General features: G+C 71.7%; 18 protein-coding genes. 15 read left to right on the top strand and 3 right to left on the bottom strand.

The window, feature by feature from the left end; genetic code table 11:
• The 3 genes from ACTMTF_RS46850 to ACTMTF_RS46840 form a co-directional block, all read left to right on the top strand.
• A partial coding sequence (locus ACTMTF_RS46850) for a cytochrome c oxidase subunit I (protein WP_441116563.1) occupies positions 1 to 719 on the top strand: 719 nt, incomplete at its 5' end.
• Positions 720 to 1,022: 303 nt separating this feature from the next.
• On the top strand, positions 1,023 to 3,677 hold the full coding sequence (locus ACTMTF_RS46845; RefSeq protein ID WP_441116562.1) for an immune inhibitor A domain-containing protein: 2,655 nt from the start codon (positions 1,023 to 1,025) through the stop codon (positions 3,675 to 3,677).
• Between the two features lie 93 nt (positions 3,678 to 3,770).
• Positions 3,771 to 4,709: a diacylglycerol/lipid kinase family protein gene (locus ACTMTF_RS46840; RefSeq protein WP_397002091.1), complete on the top strand. Its 939-nt coding sequence runs from the start codon at positions 3,771 to 3,773 to the stop codon at positions 4,707 to 4,709.
• A 4-nt stretch (positions 4,710 to 4,713) separates the two neighbouring features.
• Here the strand turns inward: ACTMTF_RS46840 and ACTMTF_RS46835 are convergent, their stop codons facing one another.
• A complete protein-coding gene (locus tag ACTMTF_RS46835; protein ID WP_441116561.1) occupies positions 4,714 to 5,502 on the bottom strand; it encodes an SWIM zinc finger family protein in 789 nt (262 codons plus the stop codon).
• 2 nt (positions 5,503 to 5,504) lie between these two features.
• The gene (locus ACTMTF_RS46830) at positions 5,505 to 8,546 is read right to left on the bottom strand and encodes a DEAD/DEAH box helicase (protein WP_441116560.1); all 3,042 of its coding nucleotides are present in this window, start codon (positions 8,544 to 8,546) and stop codon (positions 5,505 to 5,507) included.
• A gap of 49 nt (positions 8,547 to 8,595) precedes the next feature.
• Between ACTMTF_RS46830 and ACTMTF_RS46825 the strand changes: the two genes are divergently transcribed.
• The 10 genes from ACTMTF_RS46825 to ACTMTF_RS46780 all read left to right on the top strand — a co-directional run bounded on the left by ACTMTF_RS46825 (position 8,596) and on the right by ACTMTF_RS46780 (position 16,009).
• Positions 8,596 to 8,760 (top strand): hypothetical protein, encoded by a 165-nt coding sequence (locus tag ACTMTF_RS46825; RefSeq protein ID WP_397002085.1) that lies wholly within the window; start codon positions 8,596 to 8,598, stop codon positions 8,758 to 8,760.
• 110 nt (positions 8,761 to 8,870) lie between these two features.
• The gene (locus ACTMTF_RS46820) at positions 8,871 to 9,251 is read left to right on the top strand and encodes a phage holin family protein (protein WP_441116559.1); all 381 of its coding nucleotides are present in this window, start codon (positions 8,871 to 8,873) and stop codon (positions 9,249 to 9,251) included.
• The gene (locus ACTMTF_RS46815; RefSeq protein WP_441116558.1) at positions 9,248 to 10,075 is read left to right on the top strand and encodes a DUF3618 domain-containing protein; all 828 of its coding nucleotides are present in this window, start codon (positions 9,248 to 9,250) and stop codon (positions 10,073 to 10,075) included. The genes ACTMTF_RS46820 and ACTMTF_RS46815 overlap by 4 nt, the downstream gene beginning before the upstream one ends.
• Before the next feature lie 3 nt (positions 10,076 to 10,078).
• Entirely contained in the window at positions 10,079 to 11,011 is a 933-nt protein-coding gene (locus ACTMTF_RS46810; protein ID WP_441116557.1) for a YihY/virulence factor BrkB family protein, read from the top strand.
• Positions 11,012 to 11,056: 45 nt separating this feature from the next.
• Positions 11,057 to 11,773, top strand: a complete 717-nt coding sequence (locus ACTMTF_RS46805) for a DUF1838 family protein (RefSeq protein ID WP_441116556.1) — start codon at positions 11,057 to 11,059, stop codon at positions 11,771 to 11,773.
• Positions 11,770 to 12,183 (top strand): HIT family protein, encoded by a 414-nt coding sequence (locus ACTMTF_RS46800; protein ID WP_441116555.1) that lies wholly within the window; start codon positions 11,770 to 11,772, stop codon positions 12,181 to 12,183. The genes ACTMTF_RS46805 and ACTMTF_RS46800 overlap by 4 nt, the downstream gene beginning before the upstream one ends.
• Before the next feature lie 3 nt (positions 12,184 to 12,186).
• Entirely contained in the window at positions 12,187 to 13,365 is a 1,179-nt protein-coding gene (locus ACTMTF_RS46795; protein WP_441116554.1) for a sensor histidine kinase, read from the top strand.
• A 33-nt stretch (positions 13,366 to 13,398) separates the two neighbouring features.
• Complete coding sequence (locus tag ACTMTF_RS46790; protein WP_441116553.1) at positions 13,399 to 14,148, top strand: LytR/AlgR family response regulator transcription factor; 750 nt, start codon at positions 13,399 to 13,401, stop codon at positions 14,146 to 14,148.
• A complete protein-coding gene (locus tag ACTMTF_RS46785) occupies positions 14,145 to 14,525 on the top strand; it encodes a hypothetical protein (RefSeq protein ID WP_441116552.1) in 381 nt (126 codons plus the stop codon). Before ACTMTF_RS46790 ends, ACTMTF_RS46785 begins: the two co-directional genes overlap by 4 nt.
• Complete coding sequence (locus ACTMTF_RS46780; protein WP_397002067.1) at positions 14,522 to 16,009, top strand: cation acetate symporter; 1,488 nt, start codon at positions 14,522 to 14,524, stop codon at positions 16,007 to 16,009. The genes ACTMTF_RS46785 and ACTMTF_RS46780 overlap by 4 nt, the downstream gene beginning before the upstream one ends.
• On the opposite strand, the gene ACTMTF_RS46775 is transcribed toward ACTMTF_RS46780, so the two are convergent.
• On the bottom strand, positions 16,006 to 18,183 hold the full coding sequence (locus ACTMTF_RS46775) for a helicase-associated domain-containing protein (RefSeq protein WP_441116551.1): 2,178 nt from the start codon (positions 18,181 to 18,183) through the stop codon (positions 16,006 to 16,008). The two genes, ACTMTF_RS46780 and ACTMTF_RS46775, sit on opposite strands and share 4 nt — an antisense overlap.
• A 99-nt stretch (positions 18,184 to 18,282) precedes the next feature.
• On the opposite strand from ACTMTF_RS46775, the gene ACTMTF_RS46770 reads away from it, so the two are divergent.
• Both ACTMTF_RS46770 and ACTMTF_RS46765 read left to right on the top strand, forming a co-directional pair.
• Positions 18,283 to 19,926 carry a hypothetical protein gene (locus ACTMTF_RS46770; protein WP_441116550.1) on the top strand — a complete coding sequence of 548 codons (1,644 nt, stop codon included), beginning with the start codon at positions 18,283 to 18,285 and terminating at the stop codon, positions 19,924 to 19,926.
• Positions 19,919 to 20,926: an SseB family protein gene (locus ACTMTF_RS46765; RefSeq protein ID WP_441116549.1), complete on the top strand. Its 1,008-nt coding sequence runs from the start codon at positions 19,919 to 19,921 to the stop codon at positions 20,924 to 20,926. Before ACTMTF_RS46770 ends, ACTMTF_RS46765 begins: the two co-directional genes overlap by 8 nt.
• Position 20,927: the final 1 nt, after the last annotated feature.

The raw sequence follows: 20,927 nt of genomic DNA, 5'->3' as shown, positions 1-20,927 counted from the left end.
GCCAGGTGCTGCTGCCGTTCTTCTCGTTCATGACCTTCCTCATCGCGGTGCCGACCGGGGTGAAGTTCTTCAACTGGATCGGCACGATGTGGCGCGGGCATCTCAGCTTCGAGTCGCCGATGCTGTTCGCGATCGGGTTCCTCATCACGTTCCTGCTGGGCGGGCTCACCGGGGTCATCCTCGGCTCGCCGCCGCTCGACTTCCACGTCACCGACACGTACTTCGTGGTGGCGCACTTCCACTACGTGGTCTTCGGCACGGTGGTGTTCGCGATGTTCGCCGGCTTCTACTTCTGGTGGCCGAAGATGACCGGCAAGATGCTCGACGACCGGCTCGGCAAGGTCCACTTCTGGACCCTGTTCATCGGCTTCCACACCACGTTCCTGGTGCAGCACTGGCTCGGCGTGCTCGGCATGCCCCGGCGCTACGCCGACTACGGCGCCCTGGACGGGTTCACCACGCTCAACCAGATCTCTTCCGTGGGGGCGTTCCTGCTCAGCGCCTCGACGATCCCGTTCCTCTACAACATCTACAAAACGGCCAAGAGAGCGCCCAAGGTGAGGATGGACGACCCGTGGGGGTTCGGCAACTCACTCGAATGGGCCACCTCCTGCCCGCCGCCCCGGCACAACTTCACGTCCATGCCGCCGATCCGGTCCGAACGGCCCGCCTTCGACCTGCACTACCCGCACAGGAAGCCGGAGAAGACGACCGGCTGACCCGGGCGGCTCCTTACGCGAGGTCCCTACTGGGGCCTCGCGTTCGTCTGTTACGGGCGCGCGTGACCATAGCCATGGGTCTGCTGTTGTGAAATGTCCTTATTTGGTTACATTTCAACAACCTACTTTACGGATTCTTTAGGAAGCTCTACCGTCCGGCATTGCGACTCCCTATGATCATGCGCCCGGCGATCCCGGGCAGAAGGGGTTACTTTGTCCAGCCCAAAGCGCCTGTTAACCCTGGTCCCGGCGGTAGCCCTCCTCGGCGCTGCCTTGACGGTCCCCACCGCTCAGGCATCCTCGGTGGCGAGATACGAGCCCAGTGCCTCTGACTACTACATTAACTACGCGCCGCCCAGCGTCGAGGACTCGCCCGAGGACCCGGCCGTGCCCGGCAGCGACAAGCGCCTGTCCCGGGCGCAGAAGTTCGACCGGAAGTTCAAGACCGGCAACCCCGCCGCCGGCCGCGTCCTCGCCGCTCGCGAGAGGCAGGCCATCAAGACGGGCCGCAACCCGGCGGACTTCATCTTCAAGAACTCCAAGCAGACCACGACGGCCAAGCTGCTGACTCTGCTCGTCGAGTTCAACGAGGGCGCCAACGACGACTTCTCCGGCTTCAGCCGGCCCCGGACCGTCGGCAGCGCCCCCGACGACTGCGTCACCGAGCCGGCCGGCACGGTGCTGAACGGCCCCTTGCACAACAACATCCCCGACCCCGCCACCCTGCAGGCGAAGGACAACAACTCCTTCTGGGTCAAGGACTTCAGCCCCGAGCACTTCAACAAGATGCTCTACACCGACCGGGGCATCACCGAGCGGGTGCGCACCGACCTGAGAGACCCGCGCGACGGCAGGCGCGGCATCGACATCTCCGGCTTCACCATGAAGAAGATGTACGAGGAGATGTCCAAGGGCGCCTACTCCGTCACCGGCTCCGCCGTCGGCTGGATCAAGGCCCCGCACTCCGAGGCGTGGTACGGCGCGGCGGCCTGCGGCAACGTCCAGCAGGACATGTCCGGCCACCCCGACAACCCGCGCGGCGCCGGCCAGCTCGCCATCGACGCCGTCGACGTGCTCGCGCAGACCCAGCCCGACTTCCCGTGGGCCGACTACGACGTCGAGGACGTCTCCGACGCCGACGGCGACGGCAACTTCGCCGAGCCCGACGGCGTGATCGACCACCTCGTGCTCGTGCACGCCGGCAAGGACAAGTCCTCCGGCGGCGGCGCCGAGGGCACCTACGCCATCTGGGCGCACTCCAGCGCGGTCGCCGGCGGCTATCAGGTGCCCGGCAGCGACAAGAAGATCTCCAACTACATCGTGCAGCCCGAGGACTCCGGCGTCGGCGTCTTCGCCCACGAGTACGGCCACGACCTGGGCCTGCCCGACCTCTACGACACCTCGGGCGCGGCCAGCTCCGCGGTGGACTTCTGGGACCTGATGTCCAGCGGCTCCCACTCCGGCCCGATCTTCCAGTCGATGCCCACCCACATGGGCCTGTGGGACAAGTGGGTGCTCGGCTGGGCGAACCCCGAGGTGCTCGACCCGGGTGACCGCCAGCGCCTGGTCACCGTCGGCCAGTCCTCCCGCACCCCCAAGTTCACCGAGGACGGCGTCCGGGTGAACCTCAAGTCCGAGCCGCTGAAGATGATCGACCCGCACAGCGGCACCGGCGCCTGGTGGTCCGGCATGGACCAGGAGTGGGCCAACGTCTCGCTGAACCGCGACGTGGAGGTGCCCGCCGGGACCGACGTGCGGTTCTGGATGTGGAACAACTACGAGATCGAGGCCGACTGGGACTTCGGCTTCGTCGAGGTGTCCACCGACGGCGGCCAGACGTGGGCCCAGCAGAAGGTCTTCGACGAGGCCGGCAACGAGATCACCACCGCCGACGACTACCCGGACCCGAACAAGAACCTCCAGGCGTTCGGCGACAAGAAGTACGGCATCACCGGCAACACCGACGGCTGGCGGCACGACTACGTCAACCTGACCCCGTTCGCCGGTCAGACGATCAAGCTGCGGCTGGCGTACAACACCGACGCGGCCTTCACCCCGCGCGGCTGGCACGCCGACGACTTCGAGCTCACCAACGGCGGCGCCGCCGTGTGGAGCGACGACGTCGAAGGCGGCGAGAACGGCTGGCGCGCCGCCGGCGGCACGTTCACCAACACCAGCGGCTCGGGCTGGACGATCAACAACGGCGAACGCCAGATCGACCGGTTCTACCTGGCCGAATGGCGTAACTTCGACGGGTTCGACAAGGGCCTGCAGTACGCCTACGACACCAACTACTCGCGTGACGGCGCGTGGAAGGTGGAGAAGGTCAAGTACAACGCGCCCGGCCTGCTGGTCTGGTACCGCGACTCGACCTTCACCAACAACAGCCTGGCCAACAACCTCGAAGCCGGGCCGAGCATCGGCTCCAAGGGCTCCCTCCTCCTGGTGGACTCCCACTTCGACCCGCTGCGCCGCACGGGCGACGCCGCCGCCAAGGACCCGAGCCGGCACAAGAACATGGACGGCCGTACGCAGACGTCCAACGCGGCCTTCTCCTTCAAGAACACCTACCCGCTGAAGGAGTGTCTGGAGGCAGCCGGTGAGCCGTTCAGCGAGTACTGCACCGAGATCAAGGGGCTCAAGGGCGTGCGGACCTTCACCGATGCCAAGACCTGGTACCCCGGCCTCGAAGTGCAGGACGGCGGCCTCTTCTACCGTGACTTCGACGCCTCCGTCGTGGTCCCGAGCAAGGACGACCAGCCGTACAGCACCCGCGTGGTGAACGTCGACGGCACCCCCGCCACCGAGTTCTACGGCACCGACATCGGCGGCGGCCACGTCCTCGGCACCGGCAACCCCGGTGACGAGGGCAAGGCGCTGGGCGTGCAGTTCAAGCTCGTCTCGCCGCTTCCCGGCAACCTGGGCGCCATCGTCCAGGTGGTCCCGCCCAAGAAGTGAGCCACGGGGCCGCCGGGAGAAGTCCCGGCGGCCCTCCACCCGACCTGGTCCGGCGGCTGAAGGCCGGGGGATCAGGACCTACGATTGACGACCATGAGCGAATTGCGCGCCAAGGCCGAGCACACCAAGGCGATCCGGCAGGACCGCCGGGTCGCGGTGGTGATCAACACTCGTTCGCGCCGCGGCCGTCGCCACTACTTCGAGGTGATCGAGCAGCTGCACAAGCTCGGCTACGAACCACTGGCCGAGATCGGCGTCTACAACCCCAAGCGGCTGCGCGACCTGCTGGACACCGCGCTCGCCACCGGCCCTGACCTGCTCATCGTCGGCGGCGGCGACGGCACCCTCTCCTCGGCCGTGCGCCACGTCGCCCACCGCGACGTGGCGCTCGGCGTGCTGCCGCTCGGCACCACCAACAACTTCGCCCGCAGCCTCGGCCTGCCGCTCGACCTGGCGGGCGCGATCAGGGTGTTCGACACCGGCAAGGTCGCCGACATCGACCTCGGCATGGCCGACGACCGGCCGTTCGCCAACCTGGCCAGCTTCGGCGTGTCGGTCGAGGTGGCGGGCAAGGTCAAGCCGTGGCTCAAGCGGGTGCTCGGCCGGCCGGCCTACCCGCTGACCGCCCTCACCGTGCTGCCGGGGCACACGCCTTTCCGCGCCTACATCACCGTCGACGGCCAGCGCCACGAGCTGCTCACCCACCAGCTCAACATCGCCAACGGCCGCTTCCACGGCGGCTGGCAGGTGGCCCGCGACATCAGCATCGACGACGGCATGCTGGTGGCCTACCAGCTCGGCTCGGGCAAGAAAGTGCGGCTCCTGGTCGAGACGCTGGCCCGCGCCACCACCGGCCGCTGGCGCAGCCTGGCGGGCGGCCCCTTCGTGGTCGGCCGCGAGATGCTGCTGGAGACCGACCCGCCGATGGCCGCCGACGTCGACGGCGAAGTACGCCTCCGCACGCCCATCCGCCTGCGCGTGGTCCCCAACGGCGTCCGCGTGATGGTCCCCGACAGCTTCGAGGACCGCTGACCCCCTAGCCGGATCCCAGACGGCCGTAGGCGGCGGTGAGCGGGCCCGCCACCTCCGGGGGCGGGGGGAAGACGCGGGGGAGGAGGTCCGGCGGCGCGGCGGCGGGCCTGCGTTCGGGGCGGTGGACGGTGGCCGCCGGCGCGTAGAAGTCCGCCAGGCGGTCGGCGAACGGCACGTCCGCCACCTCCAGCGACACCGCGTCCGCCACCGGGTCGTCGGCCAGGTTGCCGAGCAGCTGGTCGCGGGTGCGGCCGCGCCAGGCGAGCACCAGGAACGGATCGTCGTCGAACGACTCGGCCAGCAGATACAGCACCGCCGACACGTGCTTGCACGGAAAGCCCCAGTCGGGGCACGAGCACTCCATGTCCAGGTCGCGCGGGAACAGGTCGGCGCCGAGCGAGGCGAACAGCTCCTCGATCTCCGTGGGCATCTCCCCGGCCAGCAGCTTGGCCCGGTAGACGGCCTGCGCCCCGATCGCCTCCTCGATCGCCGTCCAGCGCGTCTCGTCGTACGCCTCGACGGAGATCGTCACGTCGTACGGCTCGGCACGCGAGCCCTGCACCGACGCGGCCGCCAGGCCGGGCGACAGGTCGATGGACAGGACCTGGCCGGCGCGGGCGTAGCGGCGGCCGCGCGACAGCCGGCCCTGGTCGCAGATCCGCTCCAGGATGTCGATGAAGCGCCTGGACCACCACGTCGAGCCGATGGAGCCGCGCTGCGTCCGGGCTCGGATGCCGCCCTCGACCCTGATGGGCCGGCCCGCCTCGAACCAGCCGTCCCTGCCGACCGGCATGCTCAGCTCACCGCCTCGGCCGTCAGACGGAACACCTCGCGCAGCTCACCGGTGGACAGGTCCGTCAGCCAGTCCTCGCCCGCGCCGACCACCCGCTCGGCGAGCGCCTTCTTCCGCTCGATCATCTCGTCCACCCGTTCTTCCAAGGTGCCGGCGCAGATCAGCTTGCGCACCTGGACGTTGCGGCGCTGGCCGATGCGGAACGCCCGGTCGGTCGCCTGGTCCTCGACGGCCGGGTTCCACCAGCGGTCGACGTGGATGACGTGGCTCGCGGCCGTCAGGTTCAGCCCCACGCCCGCCGCCTTGAGCGACAGCAGGAACAGCATCGGCTCGTCGTCATGCTGGAAGCGGTCCACCAGGCGGTCGCGGGTCCGGCTCGGCAGGCCGCCGTGCAGCCACAGCACCGGCCGCTCCAGCCGCTGCGCCAGATAGGGCTGCAGCATCGTGCCGAACTCGGAGTACTGCGTGAACACCAGCGCCTTCTCGCCCTCGGCCACGATCTCCTCCGCGAGCTGCTCCAGCCGGCTCAGCTTGCCCGACCTGCCCGCCAGCAGCGAGCCGTCCTTGAGCAGGTGAGCCGGGTGGTTGCAGACCTGCTTCAGCCTGGCCATCGCGCTCAGCACCAGGCCGCGCCGCTCGATCCCCTCACTGTCGTCGATCTTGGCCAGCATGTCGTCCACGACCGCCTGGTACAGCGACGCCTGCTCGGCCGTCAGCGTGCACCACTCCTTGACCTCCAGCTTCTCCGGCAGGTCGGAGATGATCGAGGTGTCCGTCTTGAGCCGGCGCAGCACGAACGGCCCGGTCGCCCGCCGCAGCGCCTGCGCCGCCTGCTCGTCCTGACGGGCCTCGATCGGCTCCTGGAAGCGCGTCCTGAACCTCGACCGCGACCCGAGCAGCCCAGGATTGGCGAACTCCATGATCGACCACAGCTCGGCGAGATGGTTCTCCACCGGAGTCCCGGTCAGGGCCAGCCGGGTGCCCGCCGGGATCGCCCTGACCGCCCGCGCCTGCAGCGTGGAGCTGTTCTTGATGGCCTGCGCCTCGTCGCAGACCACCCGCCGCCACCGCAGCCCGCGCAGCGCCTCCAGATCCCGCTGGGCGGTCCCGTAAGTGGTGATCACCAGGTCCGCGCCGTCGATCTCGCCGACGTCCCTGCCGCTGCCATGGTGTACGTGCACGCGCAGCTCCGGCGCGAACCGGGCCGCCTCCCGGCGCCAGTTGCCCACCAGCGACATCGGGCAGACCAGCAGCGTCGGCTCGGTGGGCCCTGACCCGGCCCGCTCGTGCACGAGCAGCGCCAGCGTGGTGACCGTCTTGCCCAGGCCCATGTCGTCGGCGAGCACCCCGCCGAGCCCCAGCTCCGACAGGAAGCTCAGCCACGCCAGCCCGCGCTCCTGGTAGGGCCGCAGCGTCGCGTCCAGCCCGGCGGGCGTGCCGATCGGCAGCAGCCGCCGCTCCGCCTGCCCCGACAGCAGATCGCCGAGTACCCCGTCGGCGTCCACCGTCAGCAGCGGCAGCTCATCGTCCCCCTGCATCACCTCGCGCAGGATGTCGGCCGCCGGCGCCTGCCCGGCCCGGCCGCCCTCGACCGCCTTCAACGCCGCCGCGAGCTGGCGCTCGTCCAGCTCCACCCACTGGCCCCGCACTCGTACCAGCGGCACCTTGAGCCTGGCCAGCTCGGCCAGCTCCTCCTCGGTGACGGTCTCGTCGCCCACCGCCAGGTCGACCCTGAAGTCCACCAGCTCCCGCAGCCCGAACCCCTGCCCCGTGGCCGCGCTCTGCCGCTGGGTGCGGGTGGTGAGCTTCAGCCCGAGCCGGGCGCGCCCCGCCCACCTCGGCAGCTGCACCCCGAACCCGGCCGCCTGCAGCAGCGGCGCCGCCTGCCGCAGGAACTCGAACGCGCCCCGCGTGCCCAGTGTCAGCTCGCTAGGTTCGGCCACCCGCAGCGCCCGATCCAGCTCGGGATACAGCCGCACGGCCCGCCCCAGCCCGGCGAGCAGCTCCCGCTCCGGCCGCCGAGGCAACCCCACCACCGGCTCGCCGGCCCACACCCGCCTGGCGGGAACGTACAGACTGGGGTCATCGGCGGCCTGCAACGCCACCTCCACCCGCCACTCCCCAGAGCCCCCGCCCGCTCCTGCGTCGGTGCCCGCGTCGGCTGGTTCGACCAGCCGGAAGCAGACGCGGGCGGCCCCGTCGGCGGCGACCACGGACGCCCGCCAGGCGTCGAGTTCCTTCCGCAGCCCCGGCACGTCCGGGCAGGCGCCGTCAGGCCCGGTCAGCGCCGCCAGCCATCGCTCCTGCGGCGTGCCCGGCCGCCTGACGAGCGGCTCGCCCAGCGCCGCCCGCACCAGCGCGTCGGCGAACGCCCCCAGCGCCTCACCCAGCACCTCACCGGACGGCCGCTCGGCCCTCCAGGTGCGGCAGGCGGGCGGCATGGCCAGGGCCAGCTCCTTGAAGTACGACGCGTCCGCGCCGGTCAGCACCGGCTGCCACACCGCCCTGGCGTCGGCCTCGGGCTGAGCCCACTTTCCGGCCCACTGGCCCACGCCGCCGTCATCGGGCCGCTCGCCCGTGCCGCCGTCGCCGACGGTGACGAGCCGGGGGATGACGCGGCCGCGCCGTACGAGATCGCGAGCGAACGCCACGACGGTGGCCCAGTGACGCAGGGTGGCAGCGCCGGCGGCCTGCTCGTCCACCAGGCGCAGCGCCTCGCCGACGGGCGGAACCAGCGCGTCGACCCGCCACAGGTGCAGCCGGGGCCGGGCGATCGCGGACAGCCGTCCCGTCTCGGGAGACGGCAGCGGCTCCTTCACCGAGCCGGGCAGCAGCAGCTCCAGCTCGCGGACGCCTTCACCAGGACCCTGCGACGCGTCCCGGGCAGCCTCGGGGAGGGCGAGGGCGGCGGCCAGGGTGCTCGCCGAGGCGGCGAAGGGGTGGGAGCGCGGGGCGGCTCCGGCCGCGGGGCGCGGGTCGACGGCCGCGTCCTCCGCCCAGAAGGCGAGCCCGTCTCCTGCCCAGACACCATGTACGACCAGCACCTCGGCAGGTTACCCGCCGAGACACGGCCACGGCGCGTACGATAAAAATATGAACCCTCCCGGATCGTGGTGTGAGCGGCCCAAGCCGCAGGCTCCCTCGTGCGAGCTCCCATCCCCGTGGAGCGCGCCCAAGAAGCCCGACAACTGGTGCGAGACCCAGAAGTCGCCCGTCGTGGCGGTCTTCGACTTCCTGCTGCGCGCGGCCAAGCGCTGACGAGCGCTGACTCAGCGCTGACCGGGCGCTGACCCCCTGCGCGCCGCCGTGCCGTTGATAGAAGGCCGGTTCCCTGGGTAGTCGCCCCCTCGAACGGAGGAGGCGACGGCGTGAACGACACTCACAAGCTAGTGAACGATCTGTCGGAACAGGTCTCCCGGCTCGTGAAGGACGAGTTGCGGCTGGCCAAGCTCGAGCTCACGCAGAAGGGCAAGCGCGCGGGACTCGGCGCGGGGCTGGCCGGCGCGGCCGGCGTGATCGCGTTCCTGGGCGGAGCCACGCTTGTGGCCGCGCTCGTGCTGCTTCTCGCTCTGGTCATGCCCGCGTGGCTGGCCGCCGCGATCGTGGCGGTGCTCCTGTTCGTCGCCGCCGCGCTGCTCGGCCTGGTCGGCAAGAAGAAGGTCCAGCAGGCCACGCCGATGGTCCCGGCGGAGACGATGGCGAGCGTCCGGGCCGACCTCGACGCGGTCAAGGAGGGGGCGCGGCGATGAGCGAGATGAACCCCGGTCGCACCGACAAGCAGCACGCGGGCACCGTGGGCGCCCGGCGCGCGGCAGTGGGCGAGCCCTTCGACCACGAGTCCATCAACGTGCCCCCCACCAGGCCCGGCGCGGCTGAGAACGCGCACGAGGCGGAGCGCGCCCGCGAGGGTCACGAGACCTTCGTCCCCGAGGCCCCCCAGCGCGACGACCGCACCGACGCGGTCAGGTCGCGCGCCGTGGAGGAGGAGTCGCTGCAGGGCGGCGAGCCCCGCCACGAGCAGCACCCCAGCGACGAGCGGCACAGCCACGAGCGCCACAGCCGCGAGCGGCACGAGCGGCGCCACAGTCAGGACGGCGTGAGACAGCAGGACGCGGACGACGTACGACAGGACATCAGGCAGACCCGCCAGGAGCTCGGCGAGACCGTGCACGCCCTGGCCCAGAAGGCGGACGTCAAGAGCCGGGCGGGCGAGGCGGCGGCTACAGCGAAGGGAAGGGCAGGACACATGGCGGAGACCGCGAAGGGAAAAGCGGCGGAGATGACGGAGACGGCCAAGGAGAAGGCGGCCGAGCTCACGGGCACGGCCAAGGGCAAGGCGGCCGAGATGACCGGTGCGGCCAAGGGCAAGGCGGCCGAAGTGACCGGTACGGCGAAGGGCAAGGCGACCGAGGTGGCCGGGACCGTCAAGGGCAAGGCCGCCGTCATGGCGGACAAGGTGCACGACGCGACGCCTGAGCAGGCCAGGAAGCGGCCCGTGCTGATGATCGCGGCCATGGGCGCGGTGCTGGCCTTCGTCGTGCGGTGGATCATGAGGCGCAACAGGGCCAAGTGAGCGGTGGAACGTCCCGAGCGGCCCACCGAACTGCCAGGCCGGTCCTGGTGGCGCGTGATCAGGCGCACGGTTGCCGAGTTCAACAACGACCGCGTCCAGGACCTGGCGGCCTCCCTCACCTACTACGCGGTTTTGTCGATCTTCCCCGCGCTGATCGTCCTGGTGTCGCTGCTCGGACTGCTCGGCCGTCAGGACGCCGCCGCCGTCGTCGGCAACCTGACGGCGCCGGCGCCCGCGGAGGTGCGCGATCTGCTCGGCCAGGGCCTGTCGCAGGTGCGCGACACCCGGGCGGGCCTCGCCGCGATCATCGGTCTCGTGGTCGCGCTGTGGGCTGCCTCCGGCTACATCGCGGCCTTCATCAGGGCGGGCAACCAGATCTACGACATCCGGGAGGGCCGCCCCTTCTGGAAGATCACCCCACTGCGCGTCGGCCTCACGGTCCTCCTCGCGGTCCTGCTGACCGTGGCGGCGGTCGCGGTCACGCTGACCGGTGACTTCGCGCGCCTGGCGGGTGAGGCGCTGGGCCTGGGCGAGACCGTGGTGACCGTCTGGGACCTGGCCAAGTGGCCCGTCCTGGCGCTGATCGCGGCAGGGCTGATCATGGTGCTCTACTGGGCGGCGCCGAACGTGCGCCAGCTCGGCGTGCGCTGGCTCACCCCCGGCGGCCTGCTGGCGGTCCTGCTCTGGGTGCTCGTCTCCGGCGGCTTCGCGCTGTACGTGGCCAACTTCGGCTCTTACAACAAGACGTACGGCACGCTCGCGGCGGTCGTGGTCTTCCTCGTCTGGCTGTGGCTGTCGAACATGGCGCTGCTGTTCGGAGCGGAGCTGGACGCCGAGCTGATCAGGGAGCGCAACGCGGTCGCCGGCAAGCCCGCCGAGCAGGAGCCGTACGTGGTGCCGCGCGACCCGCCCAAGCCCGACAATCTCCCTGATTGACCGTGGGGCTTGCAACCTCATCGCGGCCGGGTAAGGCTGCCTGTCATGGACTTCATCCGGGTACGCGCGTCGTCCGACGGCACCGAGACGATCTCGTGGTGGACCGGTGACGTCTACGGATGGGAGCCGGACGGCGGCCCGCACCACCTGTTCGGCTTCGAGGGCCTCAACGTGGCCCGGGCGGTCCGCGCCGACGACGGCTGGCAGCTGCTGACCAGGGAGGCCGCCCTCTACCTCGACCCGGTCGGCAGGGACGTGCTCGACGTGTGGGACAACCCGCTCACCGGGCGGCGGACCGAGGTGCGGCACGTCTTCAACGACCCGGTCAACCAGCGGCTCGGCGACCGCCCGGTGCCGGTCACCCGGCTGGGCGACCAGGTGGTCTTCAACGTCGACGTCCGCCTGGCCTACCCCTCGCCGCTCAAGGTCGCCGACTACCCCGACAACTCGGCGGGCGACACCTACCGGGCGCTGGAGCTGTTCCAGTTCTTCGCCGAGGCCGCCGAGCTCGGCTCCGGCATGGCCGACGTGCCGTCGGTGTTCTCCTGGTGCCGGGTGTCGCCCTGGCTGCCGTGGATGGCGATGGCGCAGCGGCCGGGCGGGCTCGTCTACCACTGCCGGGGCGGCAAGACCGCCGAGGTGCCCGAGCGGCTGCGCGAGCGCGTCGGCGAGCGCTTCCTGCACGCGCCGGAGCGGTGGTCGGGCCCCAACATGACCAGCTGGACGGCCTACGCCGGGCGGGCGGATACAGTCGGCCGGTGAGCAACGACCTGTTCTGCGAGATCATCGCCGGGGAGCGGCCGGCCCGCGTCGTGCACTCCGACGAGGTGTCGGTCTCCTTCCTCGACACCCGGCCCGTCTTCAAGGGGCATGTGCTCGTGGTGCCGCGCGCCCACGTCGAGGTGCTCACCGACCTGACCGACGTCGGCCCGTTCTTCGAGCGGGTGCAGGCGATCGCCCGCGCCGTGGAGGAGGGCCTGGAGACCGGCGGCACGTTCGTCGCCATGAACAACCGCGTCAGCCAGAGCGTCGCCCACCTGCACGTGCACGTGGTGCCACGCCACCGCAAGGACGGCCTGCGCGGCTTCTTCTGGCCCCGCACCACCTACGCCTCCGACGCGGAGGCGCAGCTCTACGCCGAGCGCATCGCCAAAGCGCTGCCCGAGGGCTGAGTCATGGAGTACGTCTTCGGCGCGGCCGTGATCGCGGGACTGGTGGGGGTGCCCGCGTTCGTGCTCTGGCGGGTCATGCGGGGCCGCCGCGAACTCGGCACCAGCCCGGCGGAGCGGGCCACCTTCGAGACGCTGCACACGGCCTCGCTGGCCGGGCCGCCGCTGCGGGCCGGGCTGACCTCCGAGGGCGCGCTGCGCGCCTCGCGGCACCTGCGCGAGCTGCTCGGCTCCTCCGCCCTGGCCATCACCGACGGCGAGCGCCTGCTGGTCTACGACGGGGCCGGCGAGCACCACGCCCCGGAGGCCTTCGAGCAGGCCAAGGCGACCCTGGCCGACGGCCGCACCCAGGTCCTGGCCATCTCCTGCGACCTGCTGGAGTGCCCCGTCAGGCACGCCGTGGTCGTCCCTCTCACCACCGACGACCGGGTGGTCGGCACGCTGGCCGCCTTCGGCCCGCACGCCTCCGCGGGGCTCGTCAGGGCCGCCCAGGAGGTGGCCGGCTGGGTGGACTCACAGCTGGAGCTGGCCGAGCTGCACCGCTCGCGCACGCTGCTGATGGAGGCGGAGGTACGGGCGCTGCGCGCGCAGATCTCGCCGCACTTCATCTACAACTCGCTCACCGCGATCGCCTCGTTCGTCCGCACCGACCCGGAGCGGGCCAGGGAGCTGCTGCTGGAGTTCGCCGACTTCACCCGCTACTCCTTCCGCCGGCACGGCGAGTTCACCACGCTGGCCGAGGAACTGCGCTCGGTCGAGCGCTACCTCGTCCTCGAACGCGCCCGCTTCGGCGACCAGCTTCAGGTGACGCTGCGCATCGCGCCCGAGGTGCTGCCGGTGGCGGTGCCGTTCCTGTGCCTGCAGCCCCTGGTGGAGAACGCCGTCAGGCACGGCCTGGAGAGCAAGGACGGCGTGGGCCGGATCACGATCGTCGCCGAGGACGCCGGAGCAGAGTGCGGCATCAGCGTCGAGGACGACGGCCTCGGCATGGACCCGGACCGGCTGCGCCGCATCCTCGCAGGTGAGGCGTCCTCATCGGGCGGCGTCGGGCTGGCGAACGTCGACGAGCGGCTGCGCCAGGTGTACGGCGACGAGTACGGATTGGTCGTCGAGACGGCCCCTGGCGCGGGCACTAAGGTCAACGTGAGGTTGCCGAAATATCACCCAGGCGTCTCAGCCCGTTGACCTGGACCTTTGTTGTCGGTTTTATCACTGTCTATGGCACACCTTCGGGTCCTCGCGGTGGATGACGAGCTTCCCGCGCTGGAAGACATCTCCTACCTGCTCCGCGCCGACCCACGGATCGGCGAGGTCGCCACCGCCCGGGACGGCGCTGCCGCGTTGCGGCTGCTCGACCGGGCCATCGCCGAGGGCAGGCCCATCGACGCCGTCTTCCTCGACATCAGGATGCGCGGCCTCGACGGCGTCGTGCTCGGTCGCCTGCTGTCGCGGTTCGCCAACCCGCCGAGGGTGGTGTTCGTCACCGCCTACGAGGAGCACGCCGTCGACGCCTTCGAGATCAAGGCCGAGGACTACCTGCTGAAACCGGTGCGCCCGGAGCGCCTCGCCGAGGCGATCAGGCGCGTGGCGGTCTCGGCCGACGTGCCCGTCGAGGGCGCCGAGACCGATACGATCCCCGTCGAGCTCGGCGGCGTGACCAGATTCGTCTCCACCGCCGACGTCATCTACGTGGAGGCCCAGGGTGACTATGCTCGCCTGCACACCGCCACCGGCAGCCATCTGGTCCGCATCCCGCTGGCCACGCTGGAGGAGCGCTGGTCGGCGGCCGGGTTCGTCCGCGTGCACCGCAGCCATCTGGTCGCGGTCAAGCACATCGAGGAGCTGCACATCGACTCTGGCAGGTGCGTGGTCAGGGTCGGCGACACGGAGATCCCGGTCAGCCGCCGCCACACCCGCGAACTGCGCGACCTGCTCGTCCGCCGCGCCAGGAAGGGAAGGCCCGAATGAGCCCTGAGCCGAAACCTGGCCGCCGCGTCGCCATCACCAGCCCGCGCACCGCGGCGGCCCGCCGCCCCCGCTATCCCGCCACCCGGGAGATCGACGAGCAGACCCACCTCGGCGAGGTCTACATGCGCTCGCTGCTGCGCACCCAGTTCAGGCTGGCCGCGTTCGTGTGCACGGTCCTGGGGTGCGTGGTGGGGAGCCTGCCGGTGCTGTTCCTGCTCATCCCCGAACTGCGCGACGTGCACGTGCTCGGCGTCCCCCTGCCGTGGGCGGTGCTCGCCGGGCTCATCTATCCCGCCTTCGTCATCGGCGCCTGGCTCTACGTACGGCAGGCGGAGCGCAACGAGCGCCACTTCGCCGACCTGGTCGACCGCTCGTGAGCCTGGCCGCGGTCGTCATCGTCATGGTGGCGGCCGTGCTCATCGGCGCGTTCGGCATCCGGGTCTCCCGCACCACCTCCGACTTCTACGTCGCCTCCCGCACCGTCAGCCCCCTCTGGAACGCCTCCGCGATCGGCGGCGAGTATCTGTCGGCGGCGTCGTTCCTCGGTGTGGCCGGGCTCATCCTCAGCTACGGCGTGGACATGCTCTGGCTGCCGGTCGGCTGGACCGGCGGCTACCTGGTGCTGCTGGTGCTGGTGTCCGCGCCGCTGCGCCGCTCGGGCGCCTACACGCTGCCCGACTTCGCCGAGGCCAGGCTGGAGTCCATGGTGGTGCGCCGGACCGCCAGCGTGCTCGTCGTGCTCATCGGCTGGCTGTACCTGATGCCGCAGTTCCAGAGCGCCGGCCTGGTGCTGCGCACGATCACCGGCGCGCCGGTGTGGGCGGGCGGGCTGCTGGTGGCGGTCGTGGTCGTGGTCAACGTGCTGTCGGGCGGCATGCGGTCGATCACGTTCGTGCAGGCGTTCCAGTACTGGCTCAAGCTCACCGCGCTGGCCGTACCGGTGATCTTCCTGCTGCTGGCCTGGCAGTCCGACGGGGCCCCCGGCCTGTCCGCGCAGGACGCCGCCGGCTGGCAGATGCCGCTGTCCGGGGCCAGGGAGTACGGCCTCTACTCGACGTACTCGCTGATCCTGGCCACCTTCCTGGGCACCATGGGGCTGCCGCACGTGCTGGTCCGCTTCTACACCAACCCCGACGGCCGGGCCGCCCGCCGGACCACGCTGGTGGTGCTGACGCTGCTCGGCGCGTTCTACCTGCTGCCGCCCGTGTACGGCTGGCTCGGCCGGATCTACGCGCCCGACCTGGTGCGCACCGACGCCGTCGTGCTGACGCTGCCCGCGCGGATGATCGGCGGGACGCTCGGCGACGCGCTGACGGCGCTGATCACGGGGGGAGCGTTCGCCGCGTTCCTGTCGACGTCGTCGGGGCTGACCGTGTCCGTGGCCGGGGTGATCGCGCAGGACCTGCTCAAGGGTGGTGTCCGCTCGTTCCGGATCGCCACGCTGATGGCCGTCGCGGTGCCGCTGGCGCTGGCGCTGTGGGCGCGGGCCCTGCCGGTGGCGGACGTGGTGGGGCTGGCGTTCGCGGTGGCGGCCTCGTCGTTCTGCCCGCTGCTCGTGCTCGGCATCTGGTGGCGCAGGCTCAGCACCACCGGCGCGCTGGCCGGGCTGTACGTGGGTGGCGGCCTGGCCTGTCTCGCCGTGCTGGCCACGATCACCGGCGGCCCGCACGCCGGCCTGGCCGGGGCACTGCTGGCGCAGCCGGCGGCGTGGACGGTGCCGATCGCGTTCGCGGCGATGATCTCGGTGTCGTTCCTGACGCCGGACCGGGTGCCGCTCGGCGTGGCCAGGACCATGGTGCGTCTGCACACGCCGGAGAACCTCGACCTCGACCGGGGAGACTGGCGGCCCCGCTCTTCTTAGGGCTCCAGCAGGAAGGCGTCCTCGATCTCGGCGCGGTCGAAGGTGTGGCCGCCCTGGCAGTCGTGGCAGTAGCCGCTCACCATCTCCCCGGTGAGCCGCAGGTCGTCCATGTAGTGCTCGCGCCCGCGCCTGACCACGACGATCGCCTCGCCGGTGATGGCGGCGGCGTCGACCGCGTCACCTCCCGGAAGGCCGGGCGGGCGGCCGTCGCGGATCGCCTTGGCCGCCGCGGCGGGGTCGAGGCGTTCGCCGGGGAGCGGGTCGACGGGCAGCCGCCGCGGCTGCGGGCGTTCGGCGCGGATCGTCCCGTCGGCCGCCACGCCGACCGGCGCGTAGCCCGCCGTCCTGAGCAGGCGCAGTGTCTCGTCCGGAGCCAGGCCGGACAGCGCGACGGTCGGCGCCACCTGGCGCAGCGCCGGCTTGCGCAGCGACCGGGCCCCGCACAGCTCGGTCAGCAGCGCCGGGTCGTCCGCTGTCAGCACGGACATCGCGGCCGCCACCCGGATGGCGCCGTGCCTGCGCGCGGTGTCGGCGACGAGGTAACGCAGCGGCTGGGGCACCGCCTTGGCGGAGATCCGCTCCAGCTCGGCGAGCAGGTCATCCGGTGAGACGCCCGTGTCCAGGGCCCGGCGCACGCTCGCGCCGGAGAACCGCCACACGCTCGCCCGGTCGCGCGACTCCAGGTCGGCGCAGCCGCCGAGGAAGGCGGCCAGCTCGTGCGCGGGCGAGCCGGTGACGACCGCGGTCAGGTCGTTCTGCAGCGTCGCCGTCGTGGCCGGCGCGGGAAAGAGCGACGCCGCCGGGCCACCGTCGAGCGCGGCCCGGCCCAGCACCGTCAGCCCGCCGTCGGCGACCATCCCGAGCAGCTCACCCTCGCGCAGCGTCGCGGCGACGAACTCCGTGGCCGCGAGCGCGAACTCCGCCGTCGCCCTGGTACGCCAGTCGACGGCCGCCCGCAGCCCGGCGGCGTCGGCGCCCAGCCCGGCGGGCAGCGAGTGCAGCACCCGCAGCGTGGCCCGCCGCACGTCACCGGCGCCGGAGTCGAGAGGGTGCGGCGGAGCCTGCGGCGACAGGTGCTCCTCGCAGCAGCCCAGCACGCGGTGCGTGGGGGAGTGCGGCAGCGCGCGCCACGCCCCGGCCAGCGTCTCCCACCGCTCGGCGGGCCCGGCCGCGAGCCACTCGTCCAGGACGGTGGTGGCGACCAGCCCGTCACCCATCACGGGCGCCAGCAGCTCGGCGGCGAAGGCGACGTCCAGCCACAGCACCACCTCCGGCTCCGGCAGGCCGAGCGCCCTGCCCAGCCGCTTGAGCTCGCGGGCGCCCACGCCACCCGCCTTCAGCTCCGCGATGGGCTCCGTCCCCGCCAGCTCCATCAGAGCAGCGACCCGGTCCACGGCGGCCAGCGCCGCGCCCACCCCGTCAGTGGCCGGACGGGCGACACCGGCCACCTCGGGCTGGCCGGTCAGCCTCGGCTTCCAGCCGTCCTCGCGCAGCGCCAGGGCCACCTCCCTGGGCATCTCGTACTCCCAGCCGGCGCGGACGACGAAACCGGCCTCGGCGAGCCGCTGCAGGGGACCGGTGGCCCGGCCGCCGTAGAACGCCTGCGTGTCGGACTGGACCGGCTGCCTGGCCGTCATCTGCTCCAGCAGCGTGCGCGACTGGCGGGGCAGCTTGGCCGCGCGCGCCGCCACGGCGCGCCGCTCCTCGCGCAGCCACTGCGTGAGCTGTGCGACCAGCTCGGCCTTGCGCCCCTTCGGCTGCGCGCCGAGGGCCTTGAGCATGCTCTTGAGCGTCTCGGCGGTGATGTCGCCGGCGATCTCGCGCAACGGCCTGCCGAGCCCGAACGGGTGTTGCCAGAGTCCGGGCCGGTGCGGTGACAGCACCCTCTCGCCCTCCAGCGTCACCAGCCCCCACTCGGCCAGCGTGCCGATCACCTCGTCCAGCCGCGCGTGCGGGTCGTCGAGCATCTCCTTCAGCTCGGCCCGGCCCGTATCGCCGCCGAGGACCTGGAGTGCCTGGCTGACGGTGTGGCAGTCGGCGTCGAGGGCGAGCAGCGCCGGGATGGCGAGCTCGGGCGAGGCCAGCATCCGTTCGAGCAGGTCGAGGGAGGAGGCTGCGGCCAGCTCCGGCCGGTGTGCGAGAAGTGTGGCGAGTTCGGTGTCCGTCCGAGGCACCTGACGACTCTAGCGACCCCATAGGCATCAGGAATGGTTCCCGCCGCAGACCTTCCCGCCTTTCTACGCTCGAGGGAGCCCACGGACAAGGGAAGCGCCATGGCGACCCCGCAAGAGGCCGAGCAGGCACTGCGCATGATCGCGCGCCTGGCCGACGAGCAGGGCGGCGCGCTGGACAGGGTGTTCCGGCTCTTCGGCGACGGCGCGCTGCTCGGGTCGGGCGCCGCACGGCTGCACGGCGGCCTGGTGGAGCGTCACTCCGAGGTACGACGCGCCTTCGAGCAGGCGTTCCAGCAGGTCGAACGGCTCGCCCTGGCCGGCGGCGACCCTGTCAGGATCCCGGCCCCGCAGTTCGGCCGGCCGCCGGAGGCGCTGCGTGACCCGCCCGGCGGCTATGTCGGCGGCGACCCCGACCTCATGCGGGCCGTGGACGCGGAGCTGGCCGAAGCCGGCGGCGACTGGCGGCAGGCGGGCCACGTCCTGGCGAGCGCGCTGGCCCGGCTCGGCGTCGGCACCGCCCCCGCCCAGGACCTGGTCCGCGCGGGGAACTGGCTCGACGACCAGCGTGCCGACCTCCGCCGCCGCCGCGCCGAACTCCTGAAGACCACCCCGGCCCCCACCACCCCACCCCCGCAGGAAACCACCCCACCCCCGCCGGAGTCCTCCTCGCCCCCGCCGGAGTCCTCCTCGCCCACGCACGAGGACATGGCGCCCCCGCACGAGGACGTGGCGCCCCCGGCTCAGGACGGGCGGCCCGGTACGTCTGCGGCTGAGGAGACGCCGTTCGGCCGGTTGGCCGGTGCGGTCAACGACGTCGTGGCCTGGGCGGGGAGCGCCTGGGCCGGCCAGGTGGGCGCCGCGGCCGGCGCACTCGGCCTGCCCGGCGTCGGGGAGCTGGCCCGCGGGTACGCCGAGTACGGCGCGATCCCCCTCGTCCAGGGCGCCGCCGAGGCCACCATCGGGATCGCCGAGTTCGGCTGGACCACGTCCATCGGCGGCCTGATCACCGATCCCGGCGCGATCCCCGACCTGATCGGGAAAGCCGGCGACGCCGGCGTCTTCGCCGCGGAGCATCCGGTCGAGTTCGGCAAGTCGGTCGTCGACTGGGAGACCCTCACCGAGGAGCCGGTCCGCTGGTTCGGCAGGCTCGTCCCCGACGCTCTCCTCGCCATCACCGGCGGCGGGCTGGCGGGCCGGGCCGGCCGAACCGTCGACGGCCTCGGCGTACCCCCCGCAGCCACGCCCGGCGGCTTCCGGATCCCCCCGGCGCGAACGGCGGCCGACGGGCCACCCCTGGACACCATTCCGATGAGAGAACGACACGTCGGCGAGGACCAGCGGGGCGTCCGTTACCTGACCCCCGAGGCGTTAGAGAGAAGGCGTCTCGTGGTGCATGATGGAAGGCTCCATGACATAACCGGGAAGCCTTTCGACACCGAAGACGCCCATTCTCACTGGGCTCCGGGAGGAGGCCGCGCGATCTTCGTCATGGATCGATACGGCAATCTCTACGCGGAGAAGGAGCATGTGGTCGGAGAGTTCCACCACTCCAGCTTTCTGAGCGGTGGACGAGTCACCGGAGCCGGGGATATCGAGGTGGAAAATGGCGTGCTGACGGCCATTTCCCGCCATAGCGGCCACTACAGGCCGAAACCCGAGGACCTGGACCGCGTCATAGGCGCTCTGAAACGCGCGGGTATCGATGTCGACGGTGTGCAGAGGGAGGGGTACGACGGTGGCTGACTGGCTGGAGTCCGACAGGGACCGGGTGGTCTCCGTCCTGTTCTACAGCGTCCAGTTCAACGCGGAGCTCGATGACGCCCTCGCCCTCGTCAGGGCCCGCGCGCTGATCCTGGAGCCCGTCCTCGGCTACACGCCGGAGGAGGAGTACGAAGCCATCGGCGCGTCACTGCGAACCGGCCCCCCGCTCGCCGACCTCATTCCGTCCCCGCTTCCGGTGCCGCATTCCGAGCAGGAGCACCGGGATTTCGCGCAACGCGTGCTCGACCACATGGACGCGCTGCGGCCCTGGCCCGAACTACCGTTCATTTCACTACGTGCGTCCCCGTGGCACGACTACGCGGAATCCCGGGTGATCGCGCGGATCCGGATGAACGAAATGCGGGTGACGGAGCGCCTCCATCGGCATCTCGCACAGGTCCGCGAGGACGAGCGGTTGCGCCACTGGCTGACGCTGCGGCTCAATTCGGGGGACGAGGTCGCCCTGGCCGAGCCGTGGTGGCCGGACAGCGAGCACGTCGCGGTGCTGTCCCGGCGCGACGCCGACAAGGCCCCCGAGGCGGTGCTGGCGGCGTTCCTGCACGTCACCGGCTTCACCCTGGACGAGATCGACGATCTCACCGACGGCGTGGACCCCCTCTCACGGGGAGGCGCGGGCACCGGCTGGCTCGCCTACACGCTGCGGCGCGACAGCACTGCCGGCGGGATCCGCCAGGGGTCGTTCGAGGCGTTCCAGCGCGCCCGCCTCTACTGCGAGGCGATGGACAAGCCCGGGGTCATCGCCGTCGGCCCGCCGGGCAAGGGCCTGGTGCCCGCGTTCACCTCGCCGGAGGCGCTGGCCCACTACGTCACGGCCAAGGGGAGCGACGTAGAGTCCCAGGAGCCGCGCTACTTCTCCACCCTCGGCGCGGACCTGCTCGGCCTCCTCCCCGACGGCTATGCCGTACTCGTGGATCCAGGGGAGGAGTACGCTGCCGCCTTCGACCGGAACGGTCCCCGCTGAC

The sequence above is a fragment of the Nonomuraea sp. ZG12 genome (genome assembly GCF_052068115.1).
Classification (GTDB): domain Bacteria; phylum Actinomycetota; class Actinomycetes; order Streptosporangiales; family Streptosporangiaceae; genus Nonomuraea.
The sequence above is the reverse complement of the archived record's forward strand: the minus strand, read 5'-3'. Positions and strand labels throughout refer to the sequence as shown.